This window comes from Mesorhizobium sp. M0052 (assembly GCF_040323255.1).
GTDB lineage: Bacteria > Pseudomonadota > Alphaproteobacteria > Rhizobiales > Rhizobiaceae > Mesorhizobium.
The window spans coordinates 28,942-54,116 of the sequence record NZ_JAMYUS010000024.1 but is presented as its reverse complement, the minus strand read 5'-3'; the positions used below and the strand labels follow the sequence as shown (position 1 = coordinate 54,116).

Sequence of the window (25,175 nt, the reverse complement as noted above, 5' to 3'; positions counted from 1 at the left end):
CCCGGTCACACTTCAGCTAATGCCTCGCTCGCGGACTCGCCGGCCACCAACAAACCGTCTTGGGGCCGCAGCAAGCCCTTGGCAATCAAATCGGCGACCCCAGCTGAAATCAACTGCCGCAATTGTGCACTTGTGGCTTTGAAGCCCAGCATTCTCGCAACGGTTATTGCGATTTCTTCCTCCGTCGCACCGAGGTTGGATTTCACGACTTCCATGGCGCCTTGGGCGACTTCGTCCTGCGCAATCATTTCGGGCTTGCGCAATCCAGCGGACACGACGCCGCTGCGATCCCTGAGACGAACAGGAGCACCTGGCTTGAAGCAGAAGCTGCCTCGACGGGCTACTGCACCACCTCTCTGCGCTAGGCCTACCCCTCGCTCGATTGCATCCTGAATCCTGCCACCGGCCCGCTGCAGACCCCACGCGCCCCGAATACGCGAAACTATTTCGTCGACATGGATTGGTGTTTCTATAGCCACCACCTGCTCGACCAGTCCGGCCATGATTCCGCTGGGCGTCTCGTGGAGTTCGAACGATCCCGGTCGGTTTAGTTCGGCCTCTTCGTAGGCTCGATTGGGTATCTCGGATCCCTTTGTGCTTTCGAGACCGATTTCCGTCACGTTGCCTCTGTCGACCGTAACAACCTGCACGGCTACAGCACGATTTCTCTGGACCCCCAATTCGGCCCGCTCATCGAGCTCTTTTCTCGCAGCCTCAATTGCTAATATGGTTCGCTCCAGCTGCTCGCGTGGCCTCTGAAACCAGTCAGCGTTCCAGATGCGATGGATTATCCAACCATGGTCTTCCAGAACAGACTGCCGTAGCCGGTCTCGATCTCGGGCCGAGCGCGATGAATGATATTCTGCGCCATCACATTCGATGCCAAGAATATAGCGGCCTGGCCTCTCCGGATCAGCAACCGCGAGATCGATGAAGAAGCCTGCAATGCCAACCTGAGCATGAACCTGGTAACCCTTTCCGATCAGCGCGTTGGCTACCTGCTCTTCAAAGATTGAATCCATTTCGCGAACCGTGGCCTGGGCAAGCGAAATTCGTCCTGTTCTCGCGTAGTGCAAGAAGAGCTTGAAGGCGAAGATGCCTTTCCCTTTGCCACGCTCCAGGTCGATGTCCTCGTCTGTGATGGACGCGAATACTTCGCAGCTGCGCTTGGCGCGGCTTATGAGGACGTTGAGCCGACGCTCGCCGCCTTCCGCACCAAGAGGGCCGAAACGCATGGCCATGTACCCCTGCGCATTCTTGGCATACCCCACTGAGATCATGATCACGTCGCGCTCATCGCCTTGAACATTTTCAAGGCTCTTGACGAAGAATGGCTCGCTGGGGTGCGCGTGAAAGAACTCCTCCGTATCGGGATTTAGTCGCCGCAGCCCTTCGAGTTCATCCTGGATCGCGCGGCGTTGGCTAACCGAAAATGTTGCAACGCCTAGAGTCTCTCGCGGGTTCACCTTCGCATGACGGATGATCGCTTCGGCTACTGCTCTCGCCTCTACCGGATTGGTTCCTGTGCCACCGGAATCGAAGACCCCCTCTGGCACATGATGAAACCGCAACCCCATGCCTGCCTCTTGGGTATAGGGGCTTGGCACGATGAAAAGCCGGTTCTCGTAGAACTGGCTGTTCGATACAGCGATCAGAGATTGGTGACGGCTACGGTAGTGCCAGCGGAGCATACGCTGCGGCAAGCCGCGGGCCGTGAACAGGCCGAGGATGCTTTCGATGTCGGCGACCTGCGCGCCCTCACCCTCGTCATCTTCAGACTGCGAGCCTGTCACCTTGGCGAAGAATGTCGTGGGTGGCAGTTGGCGTTCGTCGCCAACAACGACCACCTGATTGGCCCTGGCGATCGAGCCGAGCGCGTCCACAGGCTGTATCTGAGACGCCTCGTCCATCACAAGAAGATCGAAGGACATCCTGCCGGGCGACAGGAATTGGGCCACCGAAAGCGGGCTCATCATGAACACTGGCTTGAGTGCCTGGATGGCAGGCCCTGCCTTCTGCATCAACTGCCGGATAGGCATGTGGCCCCGTCTGCGCGCCATCTCAGAACGAAGCAGTCCGACTGGTCCAGCTCCGCCGTCTCTTGAAGGAATTTTTCGGTGATGAGCCGTCACAACTTCGATGGCACCGGCCTTGATCCTCTGTCGGTCCAGATCCGCGAAGTCACGTACAGCCCTGGAATGCAATTCCCCGTCGAACCTTGCCAGCTCCGGCTCATCGGTCGCCATCGCTAGAAACATTTGTTCGTAGTAGGCCATATCGAAGACTGATCGCGCCGATCCTGCTGTAATCTGGCCGTCGGCCAGGCCGTCTATCAACTGTCCCAGTCCAGCCTTTCGGGCTGTTTCGGATCGCTCTCCATAGGCAACCCATTTTGAGAGCTGTTCCTGATGATCAAGCCACCCCTCCAGTCGAGAAACAACCTCGACTATCGCGACGTCTGGAAAATCGTCTACTCCAAACAAGGAGGGAGCATCGGCTTTCAAATCCCCTGCAAGCGCCTTCAATTCCCGCGCTGCCGCTTGGGCCGCTTCACGCGCTGAACGCGCCAAGTTTGCGATCTCTTTTCTTTCAGGCAACCGCGCAGCCAAATGCCGGATTGAGCCATTTTCTCTCAGCCAAAGTTCGGCTTGCGCGAGAGCGGCCCAATCGGATCCTCGACCGAGCCACGACGAGCCGAATGCGAACTTGCCAAGGCTTTCCCCGTCCTCGATCTCTTGATCAAGCGCTTGTAGTCTGCCTAGTCGGCGTAGTATCTCCACCCGCTCACTGATCAGATCTGGAACGTCAGTCAGAACCTGTCGTGACGCGTCATCGGCTTGAGCTACAGTGCTTGCCTTCGCTTCCATCATTTGCAGCGAGGCCCGCTCGGCGGAAGCCACGTCACCTTGCAGGGATGACGCAAGGTGGCCTAAATCGTTCCAAAACCCCTCGATAATCGGCTGACCGATGTCGATCACCTTACGAACTCGGACCGCACGCGCGCCCGCTTCAGAGCGCTCCGCCATCCGCCCGGCTATAATTCGCGGTTCCGAGCCAAGTCCCCTCAGCGTGCGCATCCACTCCACTAGGGCCTGGAGTGGTGCCGAAGACGATCTCTCACCGCGCCAATCGGCTCCGAAGGCGGAACCGCCAAAGGCGTCGCCTTCGCGCACTTTTGCTGCGGCCGCTTGGCCCTTCATTAGAATGTCGAGGAGACCCACTATCTCCGCCGCAGGCGCGCTAGGGGCCACCAAAATAGTCCGCACAAGTGCAGTGGCACGACGGTAGTCGCCATTCAATGCTTTCAATATTCCCGTGTGCTCGGCGAGCGCTTGCCGCGCCGCGGCCACGTTGGTACTCCACGCGGCATCAACAACTTTGCCCTGAAGCTCGGCTCTAGCAGTCTCTAGCGTTGCTACGCTGTCGGCAAGGTCACCAGCCTGTTCCAGCCCGGAGTCCCAAACTGTGGCTGCGAATGCCTCAGGGCTCGCATCGGGGGCTGCCGCAACTCTCTCGCCGGTCATCACTAACCTGAGGAGTCCTGCAAGCGTGTCCGGTAAAACCGTAGACCCCAGTTCTTGATTTAGCCGCTCAGCTTCTTCTCTCAAGCGCGGGAGCAACACGGTTAGCTGGCGCGCACGAACGAAACCATCTTTCGGAAAGTCTGAAGGAAGCTTAGCAAGCTCTGTCTCGAGACCTTCAATTGGCGTGTCGATAGCCGTCGCCACCAACTGCTCCGACAGTTCCTCGGATTTGCGGTTGAAATCTGTTCCTGTCCAGAGAAGCGATGCAATGTCCTTTGGACGCTCATCCCAAACCGGCGAGACTAGCGCCTCGGCAGGAAGTCCAGGTGCGGACGCGAGAAGCTCAGCGCGATCTTCTACCTCGCCGCTGTCGCTGAGGATTTGCGGAGGCTTCGCCTCGATCCGCTCAGCAATATCGGCCAGTTTGGCGTGCAGAGCCTTTGCTTGATCCAGCGACGACGCAATGCGTGGGACGAGCCTCTCAATGGTCGTTGGTAGGACGACATCCAGGCCAACTCCCCGCCATGGGTGGTGGATCGGCAAGCCGATCTCGTTGATCCGCTGAGACACGTCATCGAGAAGTTTGCGACGTTGCGAGACACCGTCATTCGTCCAAGCGGTGGCATCCTCAAGTTCAATATCAACTGTCTTTTGCCCGTTCTGCCTTAGTCGGGTTAGCTGGCCAAGAACCTGGTATGGAGTGAGTTCGGACGTTCCAAATGGAACATGCATCCTTGTAGCATGTGCATTGAGTTTATCCCTAGCCTCCAGCAGGCGTTCAGTAAGGGAAGAAGCAAGCTGTCCGCGAGGCGATCCGAGTTGCCAGGTGCGCCGCAACTCCTCCAGCATCATGCGCTTGTTTGCCTTGTTGCTATGGAGCTCAAGGCAGGCGTCCCCCACCCCCGCAGTGTCAAGCCGTCGCTTTACGACCTCAAGTGCGGCCATTTTTTCCGCAACGAACAACACGGTCTTTCCATCGGCAACGGCCGACCCGATAATGTTTGCGATCGTCTGCGATTTTCCTGTCCCGGGAGGACCTTGGATAACGAGGTCGCGACCCTTTCTTGCATCATGGATCGCCAGCGTCTGAGAACTGTCACTGTCGACGATATGCAACATTTCGGCAGGCGCGATATGCGGATCAATCGCAATGTCGTCCGACATCAGCGGTTCGCGTGTTTCGAAACCATCTGAAAGAAGCGAGCGGATCTTCGGTTGTTCGATAATCTTTGCGCCATCCGGCCAGAGATCCGGATCCAGGTCACGGTACATCAAGAACTTAGCGAACGAGAAGAAGCCGAGCACCATATCATCGGCAAGAACCTGCCAACCCTCTTTGGTCGACACTGCTTCGGCAACGGCTTCGAGATAGGCCGAGACGTCGAAGTCGTCTCCTACTTCAAAACGCGGCAGGGCGAGCTTGTGAATGCGGTCGAGATAGAGTTCCAAGGAGAGGTTTGCGGTAAGATCTTCCGTACGAGCTCGCAGCCGAAACTTTTCTCCAGCGGCCCCTCGCTCCAGCCGTACCGGGACCAAAATGAGAGGAGCCTGACGGATGTTTTCTTTGTTGCTCGGGTCAATCCACTTCAGCATGCCAAGGGCCAGAAAGAGGATATTGACGCCCTGCTCTTCCTCAAGTGTGCGGGCATCGTGGTAGAGATCAAGGAGCCGGCGCTGCAGCCCCGTTGGGGTCATCCTCGTCTGAAGCTTGGTGTCAGAATGTCGCGCAGATACCCCTCTGTCGTCGAATCCTTCGTCCTCAGGCTGAGCAAGAGCAACGGGGGAATAGTCGATTTCCTCGTCTGGAGGGCTGCTTTCAACCTGGCCTGCCTTCGGCCGATCCGGCTTGCCGGCCAGGAAGGTAAAAGCCTTTCCTTCGCTCACCAGCAATCGATAGATCTCAGACGACCTCTCGTCGACAATATCGATCGTCTTCGCGCTCTTTGAAAACCGTGGCACATTCAAAAGTCGGTTGCGAGCAGAAAGGTCGAGCAATTCCATCCTGGCTCGCTCGAGCTTTTCCTTTAAAGGCAGATCGCTTTGGAAGACCGATTTTTCAACTTCCGACACTCACACCCCCCTGATAGGCTGGACACATAGAGCCTAGACAAGGGCTGTCCGCAACATAAAATGCTGGTTTTTCCAACCTCGAATGGCTGCCACCAACACTTCAATCGTTTAGTATTGTGAGCACTGCGGCTTGGTGGAAAAATTGCGGATGTTTGTTTAATGTTCCGGACACTTCGCATCCCCACCTTGATCTCGAGGTTCCCTTTCAGACAAAATGCCATCATACGTGTGGACGAGGTGTTGGCAGCTCTGGCATCCGCCTCGCCGGCCACGACCAACTGGCGCACAAGCCGACTTCTTTTTGAATCGGCCTCCTAATTTCATTCCGAGAAAACTTGTAGGCTCCAGCGCGGAAAGATGGTCGTGTTTACGGAAAAGGTAACTACAAAGTCGTGACTTCGGGCTGATCTGCGAAGGCACCATGGTGTTCAAAGCGCCGAACTACAAGGCAAACCAGCGCCAGCGAAAAAGGCGCCTATGAATGGTGCAGAGGCACGTTACAAATCATGCAGCTTGCGTTTCGCAAAGGATCGGAAATTGAATAACAATCGCTATTCTCATCGTCGCCGCGCGCGACCAAGGCGCGGCGCTGAACCAATCGTCCGCAGACGTTTCTCTACAGATGTGCGCTTGCCTCTGATCCTGGTGATCGTGGTGGCCTTGGCTGCTTACGCGACCCACTATTTTACAGGCTCGGGTGACCAGTTACGTGGTCTCGATATAGCAAACTCGGCCGGGTCGAGACGGGCGCCGATAGTAGGCATAGCATCGGTGATTGATGGAGACACGATAGAGATCCACGGGCAGCGCGTCCGCTTCAACGGCATCGATGCACCCGAAAGCCGCCAATACTGCAATGACGCTAGCGCACATCAATACCCCTGCGGGCGCCGGGCGGCCGAAGCATTGGCGAATTTCCTTGCGGCTTCGCAGCCTGTCCAATGCACATTTGTTTCATGGGATCGGTACCGTCGCTTCGTCGGTGATTGTCGGCGCGCGGACGGTGTCAGCGCCGCGTCCTGGATGGTCGAACATGGCCAAGCCTTGGACTGGCCCCGCTATAGCCACGGCGCCTATGCGCAACAGCAAACTAATGCTGAAACCGCAAAGGTTGGAATCTGGATTGGGACGTTTAACAACCCTTGGGATTGGCGCGAACAACATGCCGAATCTGCGAGCCCAACCAAAAGCCCCCTTGGGCTTGTCAGCCGTCGCCAAGTAGCACAGAGCTACTCATGCCAACCTCGCCGCTTGTGCACGCAGATTTCATCTTGCGAAGAAGCACGTTGGTATCTCGCCAACTGCTCATGGGGGAGCAAGTTGGATCGAGATAGCGACGGGATTCCGTGCGAAGGCGTTTGCTGACCTGGGCTCACGCTTTGAGCCCATCCCCAACCATCACTCCCTAGTGTGCGCATTTAGCGTTATGAATTGGCGGTCGGAGCTTCGATGCAATTGCGCGAGTGCCGATAGAGCCTGGCAAAAGGGCTGGCTGACGTTTGTCTTGGAAAATTCCACCAGCTCGTTAAGTCCGGACGGGCTAGAAAACCGCAACGCTTCGTAGCGGCATACAGGGATCTGCCGATTGTCTTTGAAGCGCTTGTCAGGCCCGCCGTTTTTGTTTGGGTGAGCCCAGGTGTAGCTCACGATCTCCGCATCAGATGGAACTTTGCCGGTCTCGATAAAATTACTCGGGGCGAATTGGGTCTGCAGATCGGCATATCCGACTGCGCCGTATCGGTTTCCGTCCTTCACCAGCACTAGGTCAGGCATGAAGAAGAGCACCTGCCGACCCACATGGATTGAAGGAGGAGTAACGTTGCTGCGTACAACCTTCGGCAAGGAGCTTGTAAGTGTCGTGGGCTTTTTGTCGACCAGCATGCTGGCCCCGGCATTTCGCTTCCAAGCAGTCAGATCCTCTATCTTGCCGCCGGCAGCGACATGCCATCTCCCTGCGCAGCCGGTGAGAGTTTCGAACGCGCCGACAAGTCGCCCGTAGGCGGCCTCCGCGTCTTTTTCCAGATCGTAATAGAGCACGCTCACCCGGCGGTAACTGTCAAACCATTTGCCAATGAGCATACCCGGCACAAAGGCACCGATGCCCAGCACCGGTGCGGCACCTCCGAGCTTGGTCCCCACAACGAAACCTGCAATCCCGAACAAAACCGCGAGTGCTACGGACAGCCGCGTCTGCGATTGCCTGGCATTGATTTCATCGAGCACATTGGCGAATGTCTCGTCACGCATTTCCACCACATCGCGGGACTCGATTTCTCTCATCACGACGCCGTCAGAGACGTATTCCGGGCGCGAGGATTGTGGACGGGGTTGCGGCGCAGATGGGGTCTGAGAGAGCTGAACTACCTTCTTCGCGCTGGCCTTGCCTAAAGTGCCACGATAGTAGAGCCCACCCACGCCGGCGTGGATGTAGTGACCTCTTGGCCCAGTGCCGATGCGGAGGCCCTTCACGCCAACGGAAGCGCCAACCCCACCGGACGAAAAGTTAAAGCGGAATGGTCCCGCACTGATCGATTTTCGAACGTAAAACCCCATAGCCCAATCCCCCCAACTCAACTGCCGTACCGACTAAGGCGCCAGTCTCTCGTCCCCATTCATGGCTTGGCGCCACCAACCGTCGCCAATTTTGATCGCTGCCTCACCCTAATCTCGATGCGCCTTCGAGCCCGTACATCGCCAATCTGCGCTCCGTCGGTGAGATGATCGCCGGGCAGGATGAGCTGACCACCAGACATCGGCAAAATCGTAAACCCCTTTAATGCGGGCATGTCACTGAGCACACTTGTAACTGAAATCGCGCGGGCCAGCCCAAGACCGGCATTGTCGGCGGGATGGAGTGAGCCGATTTCCACTTTCCCTGACAGGACCGGTTGGAGCCCCTTGTCCATGTTGGAGGATTCGCCCGCCATTGCCTGTTCGTCCGTGTGTCCAATTACCTCAATCACGTCGACACCGTACGAGGTCGCAGTCCCGGCGATGGTCTTCGCAAGATCGCGCAACTTTGTTTTGAAGGCATTCGAAAGCTCTGCGCTTCCGGTATCGAAATTATAGCCATCCAGTTCGCTGAGACTGATGATCGGCGGCCAATCGTGAGGTTTTGCTGCTTGCGTCGGCTCTGCAGCCTCCTTGAGCACATCAGCCAGATCCTGCAGCCCTTTGTCGGTGCCGGCGTAACCGAATTCTCTCAAGACCTTCGCCGCATCTATCATGGCCTTGGTCTGATCAATGCTTATGTCGTTGTCCGCAAGGACTTTCGCGACAGGGGCATTTCGCACGACCTCCTCCAGAGAAATACCTGCTTCCTTGACCGACTTAACAGCATCCTTGGCCAGGACCAGCTCGCGCCATTGTTCGTCGGGAACGGTTCCTCCCCTCGTGGGCTGAAACACCGCTTTTATCTGAGCCAGAAGCCGCTTGTTCTCGGCTTCGAGCCTCTGCACGTTTTCCTTGTTTGATTGAGTGGCTCGCAGTGCCTCATCGGTCTCTTTCTGCTTTTTCGTGATGATAGCACCGGCTGCTAGCAACAGGCAGAACACCAAAAGCAGCATCGTCTCGGCCATGGTCAGGCCCAGTATCAAACCGCGGCCAAAACCCTTGCGCTCGAAGGCGACCGAAGTCCCGCCAGCGTCACTCACCTGCCCCACCAACTGGTTCGCTTAGGCGGTTCCGTTCGTTCGGCGGGAGGCTCGCTTCCCAGAGTTTGGAAAGCGTCTGGTTGGGGCTCAGGCTCGACCCGAATTGGTGCGCTCTCGACGGTGTCATTTGCGGCCAGATCTGCCAGTGGCTGTTCAATCGCGATAGGAGCGTTGAGAGGGGGAACAGGCCTCGGCGCGTGAAGGGTTCTTCCTGCCAAGGTTGCGACAAGGTCTCCGGTGTCCTTGCTTTGCTTTTGCACCACTGCGGCAAGCGCCTGGGTCAAGCGTTGTTGCGCTTGGACGCTCTCCGCTGTTTGCTCTGCGGCTGCCACAGCCTTTTCCACACCTGCGGCCACTTTAGCCACAGCATCAACGATGCCCGCCATGCGGGCTTGCTGTTCCTGCGAAGCCGTCTCTGTTTTGACAGCATACTGAGCGACCGCGCTGCCAAGAAGTTTCAATCGGCGCCAGATCGTTCTTAAGGACCTCATCAGGGACGACAACCTTCTCCAACTTGGTGGCTACGCTTTCGGCCTGTTCACCCAGTCTGCCAACTGAAGAGGACATTGAGCTGTTGGCTTTGTCGAGCAGATCGGCTGCCGCCTCGACGCGCTGTGCGATCGACGAGAACTGACTTTCGATCTGCCCAAAATTGTGGCTCAAAGCATTGCTGAGCTTTCCCGAGGCCTCTTGAACTGGTCTGATCGATTCCATCGCGATTTTATCCAGGGCCGATCTTATGTGCTCTCCGTTCCGCTCCGCTTGAACGGCGATTTCGGCAAAACCCTCCTCCAACATCTGATTGCTTACGCGGCGAAAGTCAGCGAATTCCCTGGTTACACTTTCCATCTCGGCTCTTACACGCCGCGTCATATCCGCGAGTTCGTGCCTGACCGTCCGTTCGATGTCGGCAGGATCGCGGCGCATCTGATTGTAAAAGATCCGCAAAGCAATGCCCGTGATCGTCGACGTCACCGCGATACCAAAGTTCCTCACGATTGTGTCGGTGGATCCTTCGGAACCAAACTGAAACAGCGATACGCCGAGACTCGTCAACGTAAACAGGAAACCCATGTAGTAGAGATTGTCGCCTGTTTGCTCATCGTGGAGCCGTAGCTTGCCGGTGAAGACGGACGCGGCAAGATAGATGAGCATCAGGCACACCGGTGCGCTCGCCGCGATTATAGGGTCTACGCCCGACAGCTTGGCTATTGCGATGAACACGCAGCCACCCAGGGTTAGCGTCGCAAAGACGAAAAGGGGCAGGCTCGGATGTCCTAAGAACGACTCCCCTCGCTTCTTGGCCATTAGTTTAACCCCTCCAACCCTACCAGCTTCTCAAAATCACCATGATGGCTTTGAACCCACCGGGTCCAGAACTCTGCATGTTCGAAAGAGCCAAATGGCTTCTTCGCCCTATCGACGTAGAGTATCGTAAACCCGACGCCATCGAGCGATGTCCCGTAAGTCCTGTCAGCCGCGCTATCAAGGTACTTCTGATAATCGAGACCCGAACGATATTGTGAGTACAGCGCCGTATGTTCGATCATATCTGACGCGACTATTATTCGCTTAGCGGTCTTCTCTTTCGCCAAACTGCTATCGAATAGCGACAGTTTGATTTTCTGAATTCCGGCCATGATCGGAGATTGGCTCGCGGATTCTCCATTGGGAATCTGGTCGGGAAGGTTCGTCAAAGGGTCCTCGAACGCATCTTCCCATTTCTTCTGCCGCCGAGACGGATTGTTCGTCCAGCTGTCGACCGTCGAGCCGTCGCCCGGATTGCATCCATCAAACATCACAGTCAGGTCGCCGGGCCTCGCGCCCAGCGTCAATATCTTGAGATAGCCGCCAGGCTCGACGCGCCCAATGGTCTTGCGGAATTCATTCTTCAGATCCGCCATGGTTATCGGCGAAATCGGGTCGGTGGCGTCGATCAAGACCGCTGTCAGGCTCACAGGTCCGTTCAGTGGGCAATTCGTGCTGATGTCGATTTGGTCCTTCCCGGATCTCGACCACATCCAAACAAAACCGGCCAGCATCACAGCCGACAGCACGGCCAATCCGGCTGCTGCGACAATTGTGCCGCCACTGCCTTTCTTTCTTCTGCGACCCCGCCTAGCCATTCACGCTATCCGGATGAAGCTTGTCGAGATCTCGGTACTGTTCGATCCCGCGCTCGCATTCCAGCCCGATGAGCCGCACCTGAGCGTTGAGTTCTTCCTGCGCGTCACGAATTGAGGCGCCCAGGTCCTTCTCGCTCCATTCATCGTCGGACGATATCAGGGGTTTTATGCGCTCAAGTTTGTAGGGTGTGGCAAAATGTTTTGGCGCTGGCTCTGTGCGGGCCTGGAAATTGGCCTCCCTGTACTTTGAGAGAAGCTGGTTGCAGGCTCGCTCCAGCTGGTCTTGATGCTGCGCAAAGAGCGTCAGCAGCCTCGACCGATGGTCGATGATCGCTCGATGCTCCCTGCGTCTGCTCCCCAGCCGCTTGACGATGTCCTCCACCTTCTCGTTGTGCTCATCGCGCACCTCTTGCAGAGCCTCGATGAGCTCGCTCTTGCGCTCGATGTAGTCTTCCCGGCGAGCCACCAATCTGTTTTCGACACCCGCATAGCCCGGGTATGGGTCGAGAACGAACCAGCCGTCGATAAACGCAAAGATCGAAAACATGAGACCAATGCCGAACAGAAGCCAGGATTTCACGTCCATAAGGCCAGCCGGATTGGCGAGCATGCTGCGCACGACCTCGACGCCGGCTCCGTCCACAAAGGACCCGCTAACCTCGCGGTAATGCGCAAGCGCTAGGTTTATGGTCAATGCCAAGCCGATATAGGCCACTATCGACAGCGCGCCGATCAACTTCACAAAAAGCGATCTGTGAGTCACCAGGCGTGCACAGAATATTGCGAACAGCAGAGCGGCGCCGATGTTCAAAAACGAGAAAGCGGCGGCTTCGAGGAGCCCGCCAAAGAATCCCTGTTCATTTCCCTTTGCGAGGAAATTTCCGTTCATCGCCGTTTCAATGAGGAACAGGAAGATTAGCAGGGACACTCGGAAAACATGGGCCGCTCCGTGTTGAACCCTCACAGCCCGGACAAGCCCGTGCTTCTGTTTGAACCAGTCGTGTTCTTTCTCCGCATCGTTGAGCGATTTGCGCAATCCGTGAAGTTCGTCCAGGCCCACCGCGATCGAGGCCTTGAAATCGGAAACACTGGCGGCGTTCGCCTGACGGATCAGACCAAACTGCTCTTCAAAGTCGAGGCCAGCCAATCGGCCGGAGAGTAGCTGTAGGCTGTCTTCGAGTGTGTGATGTGCGGCCTTCTTTTCGTCCTCGACCCTCTCGATAACTGTGTGCTCTATATCGTCGAAATTCTTGGCCGTTTTCGGGGGCTGGTTAGCCTCGCCTCGCTGCGTTCCACGACCTTCAAGATCCATTTCGCGATCAATTTTCGCGACATCCAAGCTATTGAACAATTGGGTGCTGGCGCGGAAATCGTGATTTGCCTCTAGTAGAGACTCCCGCAGTTTATTTAGCTTTTCGAATTTTATTCCCACAGCACCGCACCCATTTTTGTACCTCTGCCCGCACAAATGGCTTCTATGCACAGTAGAAGCAAAGGGCAACTGCGTCTTCGCAACTTTGCGGTCCACTGCTCACGAGACGATCGTCTGATGTAAAAATGACAACGATAGCTGCCGTGGCAAGCGGACTTGGGCCAATGAATAGGCCAGGCAGCAAACTGCTTCTCCGCCGGGCTTTGTGGCGAAGGAACTGAAGATCACGCCAATGAGCTGCTAAAAATCGACTCCAGAGGCGTTCGCGCAGTAGCAGAAGCGCGCGCCCTCGGCGCGCACCACGCCACCAAAGTAAGCGCCGTCAATCTCGACCTCGCCTTCAAGGGTTTCGTTCTTGGTTTCAGCCGACAGGCTTCGCGCAGCTTGTGAGCCAGCACAAAGGCGGTCTTGTACTGCACGTCCAGATCGCGAGAGAACTGGACCGCCGACATGCCCTTCGCGCCGTTAACAAACAGGCAGATCGCGGCGAGCAGATCGACAAACGACAGCTTGCGCCAAGGCGAAGATCGTGCCCTCGTAACCGAGAACTGCGCCCCCGCAAGCGGCGCACTTGAACTTGCGACGGGTCGGAATGTCGTAGTGATCCAGGCACCCGCATTTCCGGCAAACAGGCTCGCCTTGAGTCGAAGCCCAGCGAAGGCGCTTGAACGCGTCGTAAGCCTTTTCCTCGCCACCCTTGTAAATCTCTTTCAGAGAAAGGGAGCGGCTTTCGGCGGAAAGGAGGAAGTGTTGGGCTATTGTCATCATATCCGGTTATATGCGGGGCTTGTATCGCCAAATACAGGGGCCTGTACCACCGACTGTGATGATATTTTTTTGAGGCGAGGCTATGGCAGGCAAGGACGACCCGCAGACCGTCGAATACCAGACGAAAGCCAAGAACCTTTTGAAGTCAGAGTTGAAGCGGAAGGGCGTTACCTATGCCCAACTCGCCGAAAACTTGGCGACTATGGAAATTCACGAAACCGAGCGTAATTTGAACAACAAAATAAGCCGGGGGGCTTTAGCGCTGCGTTCTTACTGCAATGCTTAGACGTTATCGGGGCATCCTCATTGCGGCTTTCGGAGTAGTTTTACTCGGGGCGGCTTTACCGCCAGACGAGCGCAAGAGCACTCAGCCCCAACATTCCGAACAGCATCAAGAGACCATAGGCAACCCTGTTGCGGCAAGCCCTCCGCCAGTCCAACAGGCAAATGAACCCCCAAGTTACACTAACCCGTGCCAAGCAGGTCACGATGATCGCAGTTCCGATCTGCGTGCCCAGTGGAACGCTGCCGACGCTGCCCAACAGTCGGCGAACTGGACCACCATTGGCGCTATCGTGGGTGCTTTCACGCTCGCCGCTGCTATGGCCGCTGCTTACTACGCCAAAGAGGCTGCTAGGCACACCCAGCGCAGCGCCGACATTGCCGAAAAGGCTTTGCTCGATATCGAGCGCCCGTATTTGTTCGTCACCGCCACCAAACCGTTGGTGGAGGTGACGCACGATTGGGCTGACAAGCCCGACAACAAAAGACCAATTCCGGAAGCGGCATACTCGATCAAGAATTTCGGACGCACTCCTGCCATCATAAACGAGATTCGGGCGAGCCTCCGGCTTTGCAACTTGCCGCCAACTCCGCATTACCATCCCGGAGAAATCAATGACGTTGAACGGGTGCTCGGGGCAGACGATGCTCTTAGCCCTGCAGCTTTTGATCGCGGCGGCCCTATCACAAACAATGTGCTGAATGAGCTTTTCCTGTCCGATACTCACATAGGGGCGGGTTCCGTTCCATATGTATCTGTATGGCGAGATCACTTATACGAGCGTCAACGGGACCACCGACCAATTCGGATTTATCTACCGCTACTCGCCTCCCGGCAATACGTTCCATTTGCAGGACATTCCCGGCTACACCTACCGCCACCGTGACGTGAAGAAACATAAGCAAAACCGATGACTTATCGGTCTTAGACTTGCTCCGAACGCGTAAAAGCGGCCTCGGGCGGTTGCAAGATCGCTACAATGTTTATTTTTGATATCCGCTCGGTAAGGCGCTTTTCGCTTAAGCAACTAGGCGTTCTCACATTTTTTGTTCAAGAACAAGGCGTTACACAACTTGCCTACGAGGCGAAAGCGCCTTAAGTGTCAACGTTTACATACGCGAAAGTGCCTAAACATCCTGCCTGCTGCGGATGGAAAAACGCTGACTGTAAAAGCCCGCCAACCTTTCGGCGGGCGGGCTTCCACTGCCGGAACTGGAGAGTGTCATGTCGACAGCCCCGACAGGTCGGAAAGGGGTCGCTGGTTAGCGGCGCGAGATCAGCAAGCAGAGCCGGCGCAGCTCACGATCATAGGTATCTTCGTTGCTAAGCACTCCGACGCAGCGCTTCTTCATCCGAGTGACCTGGGCGTTCGACATATCGCCGACAACGCTAGCCAGATTCGGGTTGCTCGAAGCGGTCGGGTTGCTGGGGTTGGCGGCTGGATTGGTTCCAACGCCGACATTTACGTCGGTACCGACCCCGGTGACGACACCGACATTGGCGCCGCCGGTGCCGATGGAAGCAGTCGCTCCGCCAGTGCCGCCGACGGAGGCTGCGGCATTTGCCCCAGAACCGCCTAGGGATACGCTAGCCGTAGCGCCGCTGTTGCCGCCCACATTAGCGCTGGCGCCTCCGCTGCCGACGGATACCCCGCCGACGCCTCCGACATTAATTCCAGCTGCAGTCGCTGGCATGCAAAGAATTACGAGAACAGATCCGGCAGTCAGACTGCCCGTAAGAATTTCAAAATTTCTTGCCATAGTACGCCTCCTTGTTGCCCTGCAAAGGATGGGACATTTTTTGGGACCTACGGACCCCATAGTGACGCACTAGAGTTGAAAAACAACTTAACGGCCCGCGAAAGATTCGTTCTTGGATCATTACTTGGTAATTCTCAGGAGACAGATATAATAAAATTTTACTTTGGCTCCTACGTGATTTTTCCATTTGTCAGATAATATCATTCCCTAAGCACTCCAGGTGCGGTGCAACAAGGTTCAGGGATGACCGTCCGGCGATCAGTAAGCGGCTACTACCGCCGATCGGACATACAACGCTATATTATCACCTTTTGACGAACCCGACCGGCGGGCCGAGCCAGAATCCCGTCAGCGCAAAACCTGCAAAATCGCTTCCGATGCTCGCCATTGACTAGCACGGAGGAAGTTCTGAGCGCCAAACACGGTGACCATCAACCTACGGCCGCTGGTAACTGTCGACGTCGAGCATTTCGCCTGGTTGAAAGCTATGTGGCGCCGAAGCGGAAGAAAACACTGCAGACCCCGTTTCCTAAAATCGTATCAGGGCATTAGCAGTGACGCCGAGCGGCCGCCGACCTATCGATTAACTCGGTCCGGAGCCAGAGCGTTATAAAGGAGCAAACACGCCAGAAGTGAGATGACGCTGCCTAGCAGTTGGTCTGCCGTCAGGCCGGAAAAATAAACGAGATCGAACGCCAGTACAGCCATCGCTCTAGCCACTCATGAATTGGAAAACCTAACGAGCTGGTCACCAAGTCCGGCCTGCTCAAGATCGCGCAACGTGTCCTTCAACTCCTTGCGCTTGTAGCGATTGATGATGCCGGCTTAGGTTGTGGCGGCATCTAACAAACATTCGACTCGCGCCTGCCATGACGACGACCCGCCGAAGCGAGCATCGCGAGCGCACAGTATTCAAATCCCCCAAGGCGTCCGTCGAGATTTGACAACAGACAGATGGCGCGGCGCGAGCTCTGACGCTGTACGACTGACGCAAGCGGCTCTCAATCCTGGGCGTTGTCCTTGGTCCGTGTGAGGCGGCTTTCGCCTTCCTCCGGGCCGAAGCAGCTTTCGAAATCATTGCAGTCCCGGCAACTGGGGGAGCTGCACAGCGAAAAGCCTTCGGCCTCGCAGAGCTTTCGGTAAAAGTATTTTTTCCATTTCATGTTTTGGGTGTTGCCGGCCGCCAGCGTCGGAAAATGCGAGGCGAGCAGGCGGCCGAGGTCGCTTCGACTAAAAAGGCCAAGGTCTTGCCAGAGGTGGTCATTGCGCATGGCACGCCGGGCGATGATCTTGGCGAAGCGGGCGCTTGCCTTGTCGTCGGGCCGGGCATGCGCCAGCAGCAGTCCGCGCAGAAGTTCTTCTTCCAGATCCGGCTCAGGCTCGCTCCCCTCTTCCAAGGCAAACGCGTTGATAGGAAAAGCAGGGAAACAGCGGGACAGGACATCGCGCAACTCGGCGCGCGAAAGTCCGGTTGCCTCCGTCGCCGTCGCCTCGCCGGCCTCTATCTCCTCGAGCGCACGTGAAAGCACACAGGCAAGCACATGCTGGTCGAACCTTCTCTCCAGCTGCGGCCATTGGCCGGTGCTGAGCCGGGCATAATGTTGGGCAAATATGGTGCGTTCTCCTGGTTTCGCCCTATCAAATCATGCAGAGACCCGGCCTGCCGCAAAATGGGTCGGGCAGTTCTTCGGTACGGCACTCCGGGTCGCCTCGCGTCGAGTAGTTCGGCAATTCTCGTCTGGTCCATCGGCTCTGGCGCAAATTCTGTGATTCGAAGAGGTTCGCGAACCCCGGCCCTGCCGTTTGCGCCTCACGGGGAACACTGGCGCCGGATTTTGCCCCGCAGAGTTGGACGTGAACCGTGCGGGACAGAGGTCGCGTGCTGAGTGCGGCCACATGGTTCAAGCCGCCAGACTCACGGTTGAATGCCGTCTCATCCAGAGCGTCAGCGAGTGAGTTCCAGCGCACGTTCAGGACAGGATCGCGCGCCTCGTGATGCAGGCAGTTCCTCCCCTTCCGCAACTTCAATGTCACCAGGCAGGATGTAACCGTCATTATCGAGTTTAAAGATGTCCGGCGCTTGCGCCGCGCATCGCGCGTGGCCCTGGCATTTGGCCTTTTGGACGATGATGCGCATGGCGCTGCCTCCATTGTCTGTGCCCGGGCTCGGGGCGGGCCTAAGACCAGTCCAGGATCAAATTTTCGATCCCGAACACATGGCCGCCAGAAGTTATCGGCGCCGTACCCTGCTTGATCCTGAAAGCCGGGATGCGCGCCAGCCACTCCTCCAGGCCAATGACAATCTCCCGCCGGGCAAGGTGTGAGCCAAGGCAACGGTGGGGACCATAGCCAAACGCTGCGTGGCGGTTGTCCTCCCGCTCCAAATCAATCGTGTTGGGGCATTCGAATTCCGCCGGGTCACGATTGGCAATCATCGTGGCGCAGGAAACATAGTCCCCCTTCCGGATCGGCGCGCCTTCGAAGTCGATATCTTTCGTGGCCACGCGGATCAACTGAATGGGCGGATAGGCCCGCAGCAATTCTTCGGTTGCGAGCGGGATGCGGTCCGGTTCGCTCCGCAGCAATTGCTGATCTTTGAGGTTGCGTGCGAGGTACGCCAAGTCAAAGCCTATAGCTGCTGCGACCGTGTCGAGCCCAGCGACGAAGACAAGCACGCCGATGCCGCGGACTTGGGTGTCAGTCAGCCGGCGGCCCTCGACCTGTGCCTGCACTATAAAGGTCATGAAATCGTCAACCGCCTCATCGCGGCGCATGGCTGCAAGTTCGTCGATGAATGCCACGATCGTCCGGGCAGCCACAGGTCGTTCCTTATCGTCGCCGTGGAGCAGCTCTTTCCCCCAGCCGACGAATGTATCGAGTCGGTCATCAGGCAACCCCAGAAAGCGAAGAAAGGTGCTCACCGCGAAAGGAAAGGCAAAATCCTTCATCACGTCGCAGCTTGTGCGCGACGCGGCGATCCTTTCGATCAGCTCGACCGCCCGTTCGCGGACAGCCGGTTCCAAAGCCAACACCCGCTTTGGCGAAAGCAGCGGATTAAGCAGTGAGCGAAAGACGCCATGGGCCGGTGGATCGAGCTCAAGCGGGATCGTCGGCCAGTTCTCACCCAGTATGGAGGAGAAGATGCTGCGATGGCTGGAAAAAGTCTCTGCGTCCTGCAGCACCTTCCGCTGGTCCGCGGCACGGGTGATGACCCAGGTACCCCGGCCATCTTGCGTGTTGTAGCGGGAGTAAAAGATCGGAGGCCCCTCATGTACGCAAGCGACAGCTGCGTGTGGATCCCCGTTGGGTGTTGGTGGCATCCCTGGCGATGTAAACAGGCTGAAGTCCCTCACCATTTCGGGCGGGACATGATCTGGAACGGGGTTGGTCGCCATTTTGTTTTCTCTACATTGGCGTTCATGGCTCAATTGAGATTGCACCGCTGTTCATAAAGTCGATTCCAGCATGGGCACGTCTCTTGTCGGGCGCCTTCTAGATCTGATACAGCCCACCTGCACCCGCGGATGAGATGGGTTGCGAAGTCGATCAGAGGGGCATCACCGCCGCGCTCCGGTCATGAAGCAAAGCGGCCGCTTATCCCCGTTAGGGTTGAGGGACTGGTCAATCACCTCTGCCCTGCTGATCAAATTGTCGAAGCAAGTCGCGTGCCGGATAGGGGTAGCCATGGCGCTGCACCAAGCAATGCCAGCCTGCGCTGGGCCCGCCGCTGATGATCACCTGTCCATCATTCTTGTGACAACGTCCGACAACCGACATCCGTGGTCGGTTTTGTCGAGCCCGCGACATCGGGCTGTTCGGCTTGGCTGTTGCTGCACAGCCTGCCGGTCGACGAGCGAGTAGATCGCCCGCACGGCCCGGATTGAGCAACGACGCGATCCAGCGCAAGGATCGGGTGCGGTCCGAGAAGACCCGACGGCGCTTGCGCGAGTATCAAAAAGGTCAAGCCGCGCTTCGGTTCGGCGCTGATGGCGTATGCGTTTTATCGCTCGCAGGCGCTGCAAGGCTTTTCCGGCAGACGGCGATGCACTCGTGCGCACCGGTGCCGACCCCGGCGACCAGCTTGACTGTATAGATGCGGTCCATTCCGGCGTGCATCACCTGACCATGCGCATGCGCTACGACGGCATCCTTTCCGCTCATGGACCTAGATTTGCTCGCGAGCTGCTGTCGGAACGTGGTGCTGAGTCCTATCGCGGCCAATTCAATCCGAGGACCTGTCGGCAGTCAACACACCCCTGGAGGTCGGACCGGGAACGCGTGGCAGACTCTCGGCCAGAAACCGCCAGTCGCTGCCCTCGCGTTCGCCTTCCTTGCGCGTGCCGAAGAACTGGATGATCATCTTGCCGTCCGCGCCATAGGCTTCAATGGACGTAACGTGACCATCCCTCGTCGGCTTGCGCACGGCCCAGACCTCGCGGATGCGATGGGTCCTAAGATGCAGATGGAAGGTCTCTTCGAGCACATTGATCCGCGGCCCGATCTGCTTGACCGACCTGATCGGGCCGGAATGGATCTGAATGCAACCACGATTGCCGACAAAGCACATGATCGGCATCTCGTCTTCGGCCGCCTGTTGGAACAGGGCGCCAATGGCATCATTGTCGAGTAGCCAGGCGTCATCCTCGTCGGCCATACGCATCGCCTGGCAGCGGCTGAGCTTCAGTGTCTTCAACATATGGTAGAACTGATGCACGTCGCTTAGCCGGCCCCAGTGCTCGCGTAGGTCGTCGACCGTGGTGGCGTGGTCTGGACTCACTGCGTTATCGCGCGCCCCGCTCGCCTCGAGCGATATGATCGGCTCCTGGTCGGGGGATACAAGCTCTGCCGTCAGATCCTGATAGGCCTGCAGGTTCGAGGCGGGCGTGAGATGAGCTTTGTGCATCGCCTCGCCGGTGGCATCAAAGAATTGCAGGCTGCGGCGGATCTCGGCCCCCTCGCGCTTCTCGACGGCGAAGCCATACGCCCACGCTTTCGGGAAGATGAGCAGGTCGATCTCGTCGCCGAGCAGTATGGCATGCTGGTTGCCGGTGACCACTTTGCCGTAGACGCCAATCTTTTGGTGCACGGCACTTTCGTTGCTGGTGACCGCCATCACCTCGCCGACCGCTTCGAGGCCGGTCAGCAGATCATCGACGCGCGGCTCGATGCGCACCGCGCCGTGACCACAATGCGCCGCGACCAACTCGGCTTCCGAAATGCCCAATCGAGCGGCGAGATCATGCTCCCGGATCTTCGGATTGTCTTTGCACGCCCGCCGGATTTCGTCGGGCGACGGTTTCTCGCGTTGGTCCATGCTTACCCCTGTTTCTACGACGTGTGAGGATCATCTGCCCTGCCCGGGAACCTTCAGCCGATAAGGCGCGCCGAAATGCTCGATCCTGATCTGCTGCTGGCCCATGAACAAGGTGTCGCTGGACAGCGTGCGCACGGCGTCGCACCAATGCGAAAACCGGCGAGCAGCCACATGCCGATGGCATCCCATCGAGCCGGTCGGCGGCTACTGGGCGGTGGTGAGCCAGTATGGATGTTGTCGCAATCGGCCAAGGGGGCATTCGGATGCCACGAGCGGCGCTGCTTTGCCAACAACGCGTATCTGACCACGGTCCTGACATGTTACTCCCTTGCTTCGCCCCATCCATCGCGATGGCACCCACGGCATGGTTGTGGATCGGCATGCTCTTGCCGCCTCGCCAAACGGAGCTTCAAAAACCGTGCCAATTGCGCCGAGGCAAGCTCAGAAGAAGTTCTGTCCTTGGTGATGTGAGTTCACCCAAGAACTCAGGCCAACATCCCTCGTGCCGGACCCGACAAACCCGACAGCACGTGTCGATTGGCCGACACCTTATCAGCAATCAAGAGGCACCAGTGCGAGAGATGCCGCGCTGTGTTGAAACGTTTTTTGGCTTTGGCACGGTGCATGCAACGTGATGGGCAAGCAGGTCGCGGACTGAGGAGAATGGAGCCATGATTACGCTCACCGACAACGCTGTTGCCGCCTTCAAGACTGCTCTTTGCCGTGCCAGCGAGCCGGCGGAAGGCTTTCGCATTATGGTCGAGGCCGGCGGCTGCGCAGGCTTCAAATACTTAATGGGCCTGGAGAGCGTGTCGCGCGAGGGCGACGCGATCACTGACACAGATGGGGTCAAGCTGTTCGTGGACGCGGGCTCCCAACCCCATGTAGCCGGCATGACCGTCGACTTCCTCACCGGGCTCCAATCTTCCGGTTTTGTCTTCGATAACCCCAATGCGCGCGAAAAGTGCGGCTGCGGCAAGTCCTTCAGTTAAACGCCCGAAGCGTCTGTGCGGCCGACAGAGTGATTTTGCGGCAGAGGAGACTTATATGGCCGGCACAACAGATGTCCCCGTCCTAAAAAACAAGACAAGGTCAAAGCCGATCTCGGGACCGCCATTCGCTCCCAGTAGGATTCAAAGAACGTCGCCTCCCGAAGCAGCTCGGTTCCTGGTGGCACCCGAGCTGCTTGCGGACAAATCGCGCCGCTGCGCCAAATTCGGCTCATCGGTAGCGTTATCGCGTTCGGGCGTCCTTACCTGCGGGCTGACCTACGGCCACTGCGAACATGTCCATATCGACGGAGATCCGGTTTACGTCAAACACTCCGGGCGCCTGCGCGCGCTGCCAGTTCAAATGATCATCAACGGCATGCGCCAGAGGCTCAACGAGTCGGTCTAGCGCTCGCGTCATTCTGTTTAACTGAGGATCGCACCTATGAAGCCTGTCTACCTCGACAACAACGCAACCACACGGGTCGATCCTGAGGTCGTGCAAGCGATGTTGCCGTTCTTTAGGGATCAATTCGGCAACCCTTCGTCGGCACACGCTCTTGGCGCCTCAGTCAGTGCGGCGGTGAGAAAGGCGCGGAGGCAGTTGCAAGCTCTGATCGGCGCGGAGTTCGAGGATGAGATCACTTTCACCTCGGGTGGGACAGAAAGCGACAATGCAGCGCTTCTTTCAGCGCTCGATGCGGCGCCCAACCGAACCGAGATCGTGACGTCCGCGGTCGAGCATCCCGCCGTGCTGACGCTCTGCGCGCATCTTGAGAAGACCCGCCGCCTCAAGGTGCACAGGATCCCGGTGGATTGCCGTGGTCGGCTCGATCTCGACGCCTATATGGCCGCCCTCACCCCACAGGTTGCAATCGTGTCAATAATGTGGGCGAACAACGAGACTGGTGTGATCTTCCCCGTGGCAAGGCTTTCCGAGTTGGCCAAGGAAGTGGGCGCCCTATTCCATACCGATGCTGTGCAGGCGGTCGGCAAGCTTCCGATGGACCTGAAGTCGACCGCAATCGACATGCTGTCGCTCTCCGGCCACAAGCTGCACGGGCCGAAAGGGATCGGTGCGCTTTTCGTAAAACGTGGCGTCGATTTCCATTCGCTGATCAAGGGGGGTCACCAAGAGCACAACCGGCGTGCTGGAACCGAGAATACGCCCGGCATAGCCGGGCTCGGCACGGCGGCCGAACTCGCCTTGAAATTCATGGACGACGAGACCACACGGGTAAAGTCGCTCCGCGATCGCCTGGAGGGCGGGATCCTCCAGCGCATCCCAAGCACCTGTGTCACTGGTGATCCCTTGCAACGGTTGCCCAACACCGCAAACATCTCCTTCGAACATGTCGAAAGTGATGGAATTCCACTTCTCCTCAGCCGCATTGGCATCGCGTGTTCCTCTGGCTCGGCCTGCACCTCCGGCTCTCTGGAACCAAGCCATGTCCTAAGCGCGATGAAAACGCCACACGCGGCAGTCCGCTTCTCCTTGGCGCGGGACAACAGCGAAGAGGACATCGACCGGGTGCTCGAGGTCATGCCGGGAATCGTGGGGAAGCTGCGCAGCTTTTCCGGTTCTGGGCCGGGTAGTCCGGTCTATGCGTGAGCCGCAGAAGAACAGGCTGCCTGTCATGACCGGTCATGTCTCCCTCAACGATACGACCTTGCGCGATGGCGAGCAGGCGCCGGGCGTCGCCTTCACCACGACGGAAAAGCTGGAGATCGCTGAGTCTCTTGCGGCGGCTGGCGTGACAGAGATCGAGATCGGCACGCCGGTCATGGGCGTCGACGAGATGGAAACAATTCGCGCCGTGGTAGCGCGGCGTCTTCCGGTTCGGCTCATGGCCTGGTGCCGGATGACGTCGTTGGATCTCGATGCAGCGATCGAGAGCGGCGTCCAAGCGGTCAATTTGTCGCTGCCTGCGTCGGACATCCAACTTGCCGCCAAGCTCGGCCTCGACAAGGCGGGAGCGCTCCAGGTCATCGATCATATGGTCAGGCGCGCCGCCGATGCCGGCTTCTTCGTCGCGGTGGGCTGCGAGGATGCCTCGCGGGCCAATCGGGATCATCTCGCCCGCGTCATCGAGACGGCCGCACGCGCCGGCGCAAGCCGCGTGAGGCTGGCCGACACAATCGGTGTTCTCGACCCGTTTTCGACCTTCGAACTTGTCGCCCAGCTCGTGGTGCAGTCTCCAATCGACCTTGAATTTCATGCGCACAACGATCTCGGACTTGCTGGCGCCAACACGCTGGCGGCGATCCGCGCAGGCGCGCGCCATGCCTCCGTCACCGTCCTGGGGCTCGGCGAGCGTGCGGGCAATGCCGCGCTGGAGGAGGTGGCCGCCGCAATGGCAGTCTTCGACGGCGCAGACACCGGCATTGAGCTGACCGCATTGCCCGGCCTCGCCGCCCAGGTGGCTTGGGCCGCCCGCCGGCAGACCGCAGCCACTAAGCCGGTCGTCGGCGCCCATGTTTTCACCCACGAATCCGGCATTCACGTCGCAGGGCTGCTGAAGGACTCGCGTACTTATCAGGGGCTCGATCCGACTCTCGTGGGCCGCTGCCGGCGGATCGTCATCGGCAAGCATTCCGGCGCCACTGCGATTGCCCATGTGCTGAGCGAAAGCGGTCGCGATCTCGACCCGGATCTGGCAGCCGCGATGGTGGCCCGCGTCCGACGCGAGGCGGCCGAGACCAAATCGACCGTCACTGCAACTCGACTGGTCGAGCTCTACGATGGAATGTGCAGCGAGGCATCCCTCATCGAGCTGTGCGGGTCCAAGTCAGCCGTGCGCGAGCGCACAGAGGCCACAGTTTTGCGACCAGGAAGAATGCAATGAATTGTTCCGCTGACAGCCGCCCCATGGATGTCACCGACATCCTCGCACGACTGAAGCGCTTGTCGGCTGCAGAGGAATTCTTCTCAGTCCTAGGCGTCGCCTATGACCCGAAGGTACTGAATGTCTCGCGGCTCCATATCATGAAGCGTGTGGGCCAATACCTCGCCGAAGAAGATTTCTCCGGTCTGCCCGACCAGGTGATTGCCGCGAGGGTGCGCGCGACGCTCGAACGAGCTTACGAGGACTTTGCGATTTCCTCGCCGCTCACGCATCGGATTTTCAAGGTGCTCAAGGACCACGATCCGAACAAACCTGCCGCGCCGGGTCACACCTTTGTTCCGTTCGACTCGGTACTGAAGCGGTTCGGACGGGAATGATCGGCGACAAGGGTGCGACGCGACAATGTCGAG

The 25,175-nt window shown here is 58.0% G+C and carries 21 protein-coding genes and 1 pseudogene; 7 read left to right on the top strand and 15 right to left on the bottom strand.

The window, feature by feature from the left end:
- Nucleotides 1-5 precede the first annotated feature (5 nt).
- Nucleotides 6-5,594 (bottom strand): DUF3320 domain-containing protein, encoded by a 5,589-nt coding sequence (locus tag NKJ77_RS26605; RefSeq protein WP_031204719.1) that lies wholly within the window; start codon nt 5,592-5,594, stop codon nt 6-8.
- A 477-nt stretch (nt 5,595-6,071) separates the two neighbouring features.
- Between NKJ77_RS26605 and NKJ77_RS26600 the strand changes: the two genes are divergently transcribed.
- Nucleotides 6,072-6,959: a thermonuclease family protein gene (locus NKJ77_RS26600; RefSeq protein WP_352535963.1), complete on the top strand. Its 888-nt coding sequence runs from the start codon at nt 6,072-6,074 to the stop codon at nt 6,957-6,959.
- A 33-nt stretch (nt 6,960-6,992) separates the two neighbouring features.
- Here the strand turns inward: NKJ77_RS26600 and NKJ77_RS26595 are convergent, their stop codons facing one another.
- The 6 genes and pseudogenes from NKJ77_RS26595 to NKJ77_RS26570 all read right to left on the bottom strand — a co-directional run.
- Nucleotides 6,993-8,147 carry a DUF4236 domain-containing protein gene (locus tag NKJ77_RS26595; RefSeq protein WP_352535962.1) on the bottom strand — a complete coding sequence of 385 codons (1,155 nt, stop codon included), beginning with the start codon at nt 8,145-8,147 and terminating at the stop codon, nt 6,993-6,995.
- 59 nt (nt 8,148-8,206) lie between these two features.
- On the bottom strand, nt 8,207-9,247 hold the full coding sequence (locus NKJ77_RS26590) for an OmpA family protein (RefSeq protein ID WP_031196851.1): 1,041 nt from the start codon (nt 9,245-9,247) through the stop codon (nt 8,207-8,209).
- A 369-nt stretch (nt 9,248-9,616) separates the two neighbouring features.
- Nucleotides 9,617-10,555: a hypothetical protein gene (locus tag NKJ77_RS26585; protein WP_352535961.1), complete on the bottom strand. Its 939-nt coding sequence runs from the start codon at nt 10,553-10,555 to the stop codon at nt 9,617-9,619.
- Nucleotides 10,555-11,373 carry a hypothetical protein gene (locus NKJ77_RS26580; protein WP_023687338.1) on the bottom strand — a complete coding sequence of 273 codons (819 nt, stop codon included), beginning with the start codon at nt 11,371-11,373 and terminating at the stop codon, nt 10,555-10,557. Before NKJ77_RS26580 ends, NKJ77_RS26585 begins: the two co-directional genes overlap by 1 nt.
- Nucleotides 11,366-12,799 (bottom strand): hypothetical protein, encoded by a 1,434-nt coding sequence (locus NKJ77_RS26575; RefSeq protein ID WP_023706372.1) that lies wholly within the window; start codon nt 12,797-12,799, stop codon nt 11,366-11,368. Before NKJ77_RS26575 ends, NKJ77_RS26580 begins: the two co-directional genes overlap by 8 nt.
- Before the next feature lie 285 nt (nt 12,800-13,084).
- Nucleotides 13,085-13,564: pseudogene (locus NKJ77_RS26570) on the bottom strand (transposase); the annotation flags it as partial.
- A gap of 91 nt (nt 13,565-13,655) precedes the next feature.
- Between NKJ77_RS26570 and NKJ77_RS26565 the strand changes: the two are divergent.
- Nucleotides 13,656-13,859, top strand: a complete 204-nt coding sequence (locus NKJ77_RS26565) for a DUF6471 domain-containing protein (protein ID WP_352535960.1) — start codon at nt 13,656-13,658, stop codon at nt 13,857-13,859.
- 55 nt (nt 13,860-13,914) lie between these two features.
- On the opposite strand, the gene NKJ77_RS26560 is transcribed toward NKJ77_RS26565, so the two are convergent.
- From NKJ77_RS26560 to hemP, 8 genes are all read right to left on the bottom strand, one after another.
- The gene (locus NKJ77_RS26560; RefSeq protein ID WP_352535959.1) at nt 13,915-14,583 is read right to left on the bottom strand and encodes a hypothetical protein; all 669 of its coding nucleotides are present in this window, start codon (nt 14,581-14,583) and stop codon (nt 13,915-13,917) included.
- A 535-nt stretch (nt 14,584-15,118) separates the two neighbouring features.
- Nucleotides 15,119-15,616: a hypothetical protein gene (locus NKJ77_RS26555; protein WP_352535958.1), complete on the bottom strand. Its 498-nt coding sequence runs from the start codon at nt 15,614-15,616 to the stop codon at nt 15,119-15,121.
- Nucleotides 15,617-16,617: 1,001 nt separating this feature from the next.
- Entirely contained in the window at nt 16,618-17,229 is a 612-nt protein-coding gene (locus NKJ77_RS26550) for a nitrogen fixation protein NifQ (protein ID WP_023687343.1), read from the bottom strand.
- Nucleotides 17,230-17,561: 332 nt separating this feature from the next.
- A complete protein-coding gene (locus NKJ77_RS26545; protein WP_081725572.1) occupies nt 17,562-17,753 on the bottom strand; it encodes a ferredoxin in 192 nt (63 codons plus the stop codon).
- A gap of 40 nt (nt 17,754-17,793) precedes the next feature.
- Nucleotides 17,794-19,011 carry a cytochrome P450 gene (locus NKJ77_RS26540; RefSeq protein ID WP_352535957.1) on the bottom strand — a complete coding sequence of 406 codons (1,218 nt, stop codon included), beginning with the start codon at nt 19,009-19,011 and terminating at the stop codon, nt 17,794-17,796.
- 565 nt (nt 19,012-19,576) lie between these two features.
- Nucleotides 19,577-19,777, bottom strand: a complete 201-nt coding sequence (locus tag NKJ77_RS32425; RefSeq protein ID WP_502902115.1) for a hypothetical protein — start codon at nt 19,775-19,777, stop codon at nt 19,577-19,579.
- 61 nt (nt 19,778-19,838) lie between these two features.
- Nucleotides 19,839-20,930, bottom strand: coding sequence for a hemin-degrading factor (locus tag NKJ77_RS26530; protein ID WP_352535956.1), 1,092 nt, complete (start codon nt 20,928-20,930; stop codon nt 19,839-19,841).
- A gap of 30 nt (nt 20,931-20,960) precedes the next feature.
- Complete coding sequence (gene hemP, locus NKJ77_RS26525; RefSeq protein WP_023687345.1) at nt 20,961-21,101, bottom strand: hemin uptake protein HemP; 141 nt, start codon at nt 21,099-21,101, stop codon at nt 20,961-20,963.
- 500 nt (nt 21,102-21,601) lie between these two features.
- On the opposite strand from hemP, the gene NKJ77_RS26520 reads away from it, so the two are divergent.
- Genes NKJ77_RS26520 through nifW form a run of 5 tightly spaced genes read left to right on the top strand, consistent with a single transcriptional unit; the run spans nt 21,602 to nt 25,142 of the window.
- A complete protein-coding gene (locus tag NKJ77_RS26520; protein ID WP_023672207.1) occupies nt 21,602-21,922 on the top strand; it encodes a HesB/IscA family protein in 321 nt (106 codons plus the stop codon).
- Nucleotides 21,923-21,977: 55 nt separating this feature from the next.
- Nucleotides 21,978-22,328, top strand: coding sequence for a hypothetical protein (locus NKJ77_RS26515; RefSeq protein ID WP_155921674.1), 351 nt, complete (start codon nt 21,978-21,980; stop codon nt 22,326-22,328).
- Between the two features lie 36 nt (nt 22,329-22,364).
- A complete protein-coding gene (nifS, locus tag NKJ77_RS26510) occupies nt 22,365-23,531 on the top strand; it encodes a cysteine desulfurase NifS (RefSeq protein WP_352535955.1) in 1,167 nt (388 codons plus the stop codon).
- 25 nt (nt 23,532-23,556) lie between these two features.
- Entirely contained in the window at nt 23,557-24,765 is a 1,209-nt protein-coding gene (nifV, locus tag NKJ77_RS26505) for a homocitrate synthase (RefSeq protein ID WP_352535954.1), read from the top strand.
- On the top strand, nt 24,762-25,142 hold the full coding sequence (gene nifW, locus NKJ77_RS26500) for a nitrogenase stabilizing/protective protein NifW (RefSeq protein ID WP_023687348.1): 381 nt from the start codon (nt 24,762-24,764) through the stop codon (nt 25,140-25,142). The genes nifV and nifW overlap by 4 nt, the downstream gene beginning before the upstream one ends.
- Nucleotides 25,143-25,175 lie beyond the last annotated feature (33 nt).

Bases quoted from the DNA above. Each gene is read 5' to 3' on its own strand.
- NKJ77_RS26530 (WP_352535956.1), bottom strand. From the start codon at position 20,930: ATGGACCAACGCGAGAAACCGTCGCCCGACGAAATCCGGCGGGCGTGC.
- nifV (WP_352535954.1), top strand. From the start codon at position 23,557: ATGACCGGTCATGTCTCCCTCAACGATACGACCTTGCGCGATGGCGAG.
- NKJ77_RS26515 (WP_155921674.1), top strand. From the start codon at position 21,978: ATGGCCGGCACAACAGATGTCCCCGTCCTAAAAAACAAGACAAGGTCA.
- NKJ77_RS26580 (WP_023687338.1), bottom strand. From the start codon at position 11,373: ATGGCTAGGCGGGGTCGCAGAAGAAAGAAAGGCAGTGGCGGCACAATT.
- NKJ77_RS26520 (WP_023672207.1), top strand. From the start codon at position 21,602: ATGATTACGCTCACCGACAACGCTGTTGCCGCCTTCAAGACTGCTCTT.
- NKJ77_RS26565 (WP_352535960.1), top strand. From the start codon at position 13,656: ATGGCAGGCAAGGACGACCCGCAGACCGTCGAATACCAGACGAAAGCC.
- nifW (WP_023687348.1), top strand. From the start codon at position 24,762: ATGAATTGTTCCGCTGACAGCCGCCCCATGGATGTCACCGACATCCTC.
- NKJ77_RS32425 (WP_502902115.1), bottom strand. From the start codon at position 19,777: ATGAGCGGAAAGGATGCCGTCGTAGCGCATGCGCATGGTCAGGTGATG.
- NKJ77_RS26595 (WP_352535962.1), bottom strand. From the start codon at position 8,147: ATGGGGTTTTACGTTCGAAAATCGATCAGTGCGGGACCATTCCGCTTT.
- NKJ77_RS26585 (WP_352535961.1), bottom strand. From the start codon at position 10,555: ATGGCCAAGAAGCGAGGGGAGTCGTTCTTAGGACATCCGAGCCTGCCC.
- NKJ77_RS26600 (WP_352535963.1), top strand. From the start codon at position 6,072: ATGAATGGTGCAGAGGCACGTTACAAATCATGCAGCTTGCGTTTCGCA.
- nifS (WP_352535955.1), top strand. From the start codon at position 22,365: ATGAAGCCTGTCTACCTCGACAACAACGCAACCACACGGGTCGATCCT.
- NKJ77_RS26555 (WP_352535958.1), bottom strand. From the start codon at position 15,616: ATGGCAAGAAATTTTGAAATTCTTACGGGCAGTCTGACTGCCGGATCT.
- NKJ77_RS26545 (WP_081725572.1), bottom strand. From the start codon at position 17,753: ATGCGCATCATCGTCCAAAAGGCCAAATGCCAGGGCCACGCGCGATGC.
- NKJ77_RS26540 (WP_352535957.1), bottom strand. From the start codon at position 19,011: ATGGCGACCAACCCCGTTCCAGATCATGTCCCGCCCGAAATGGTGAGG.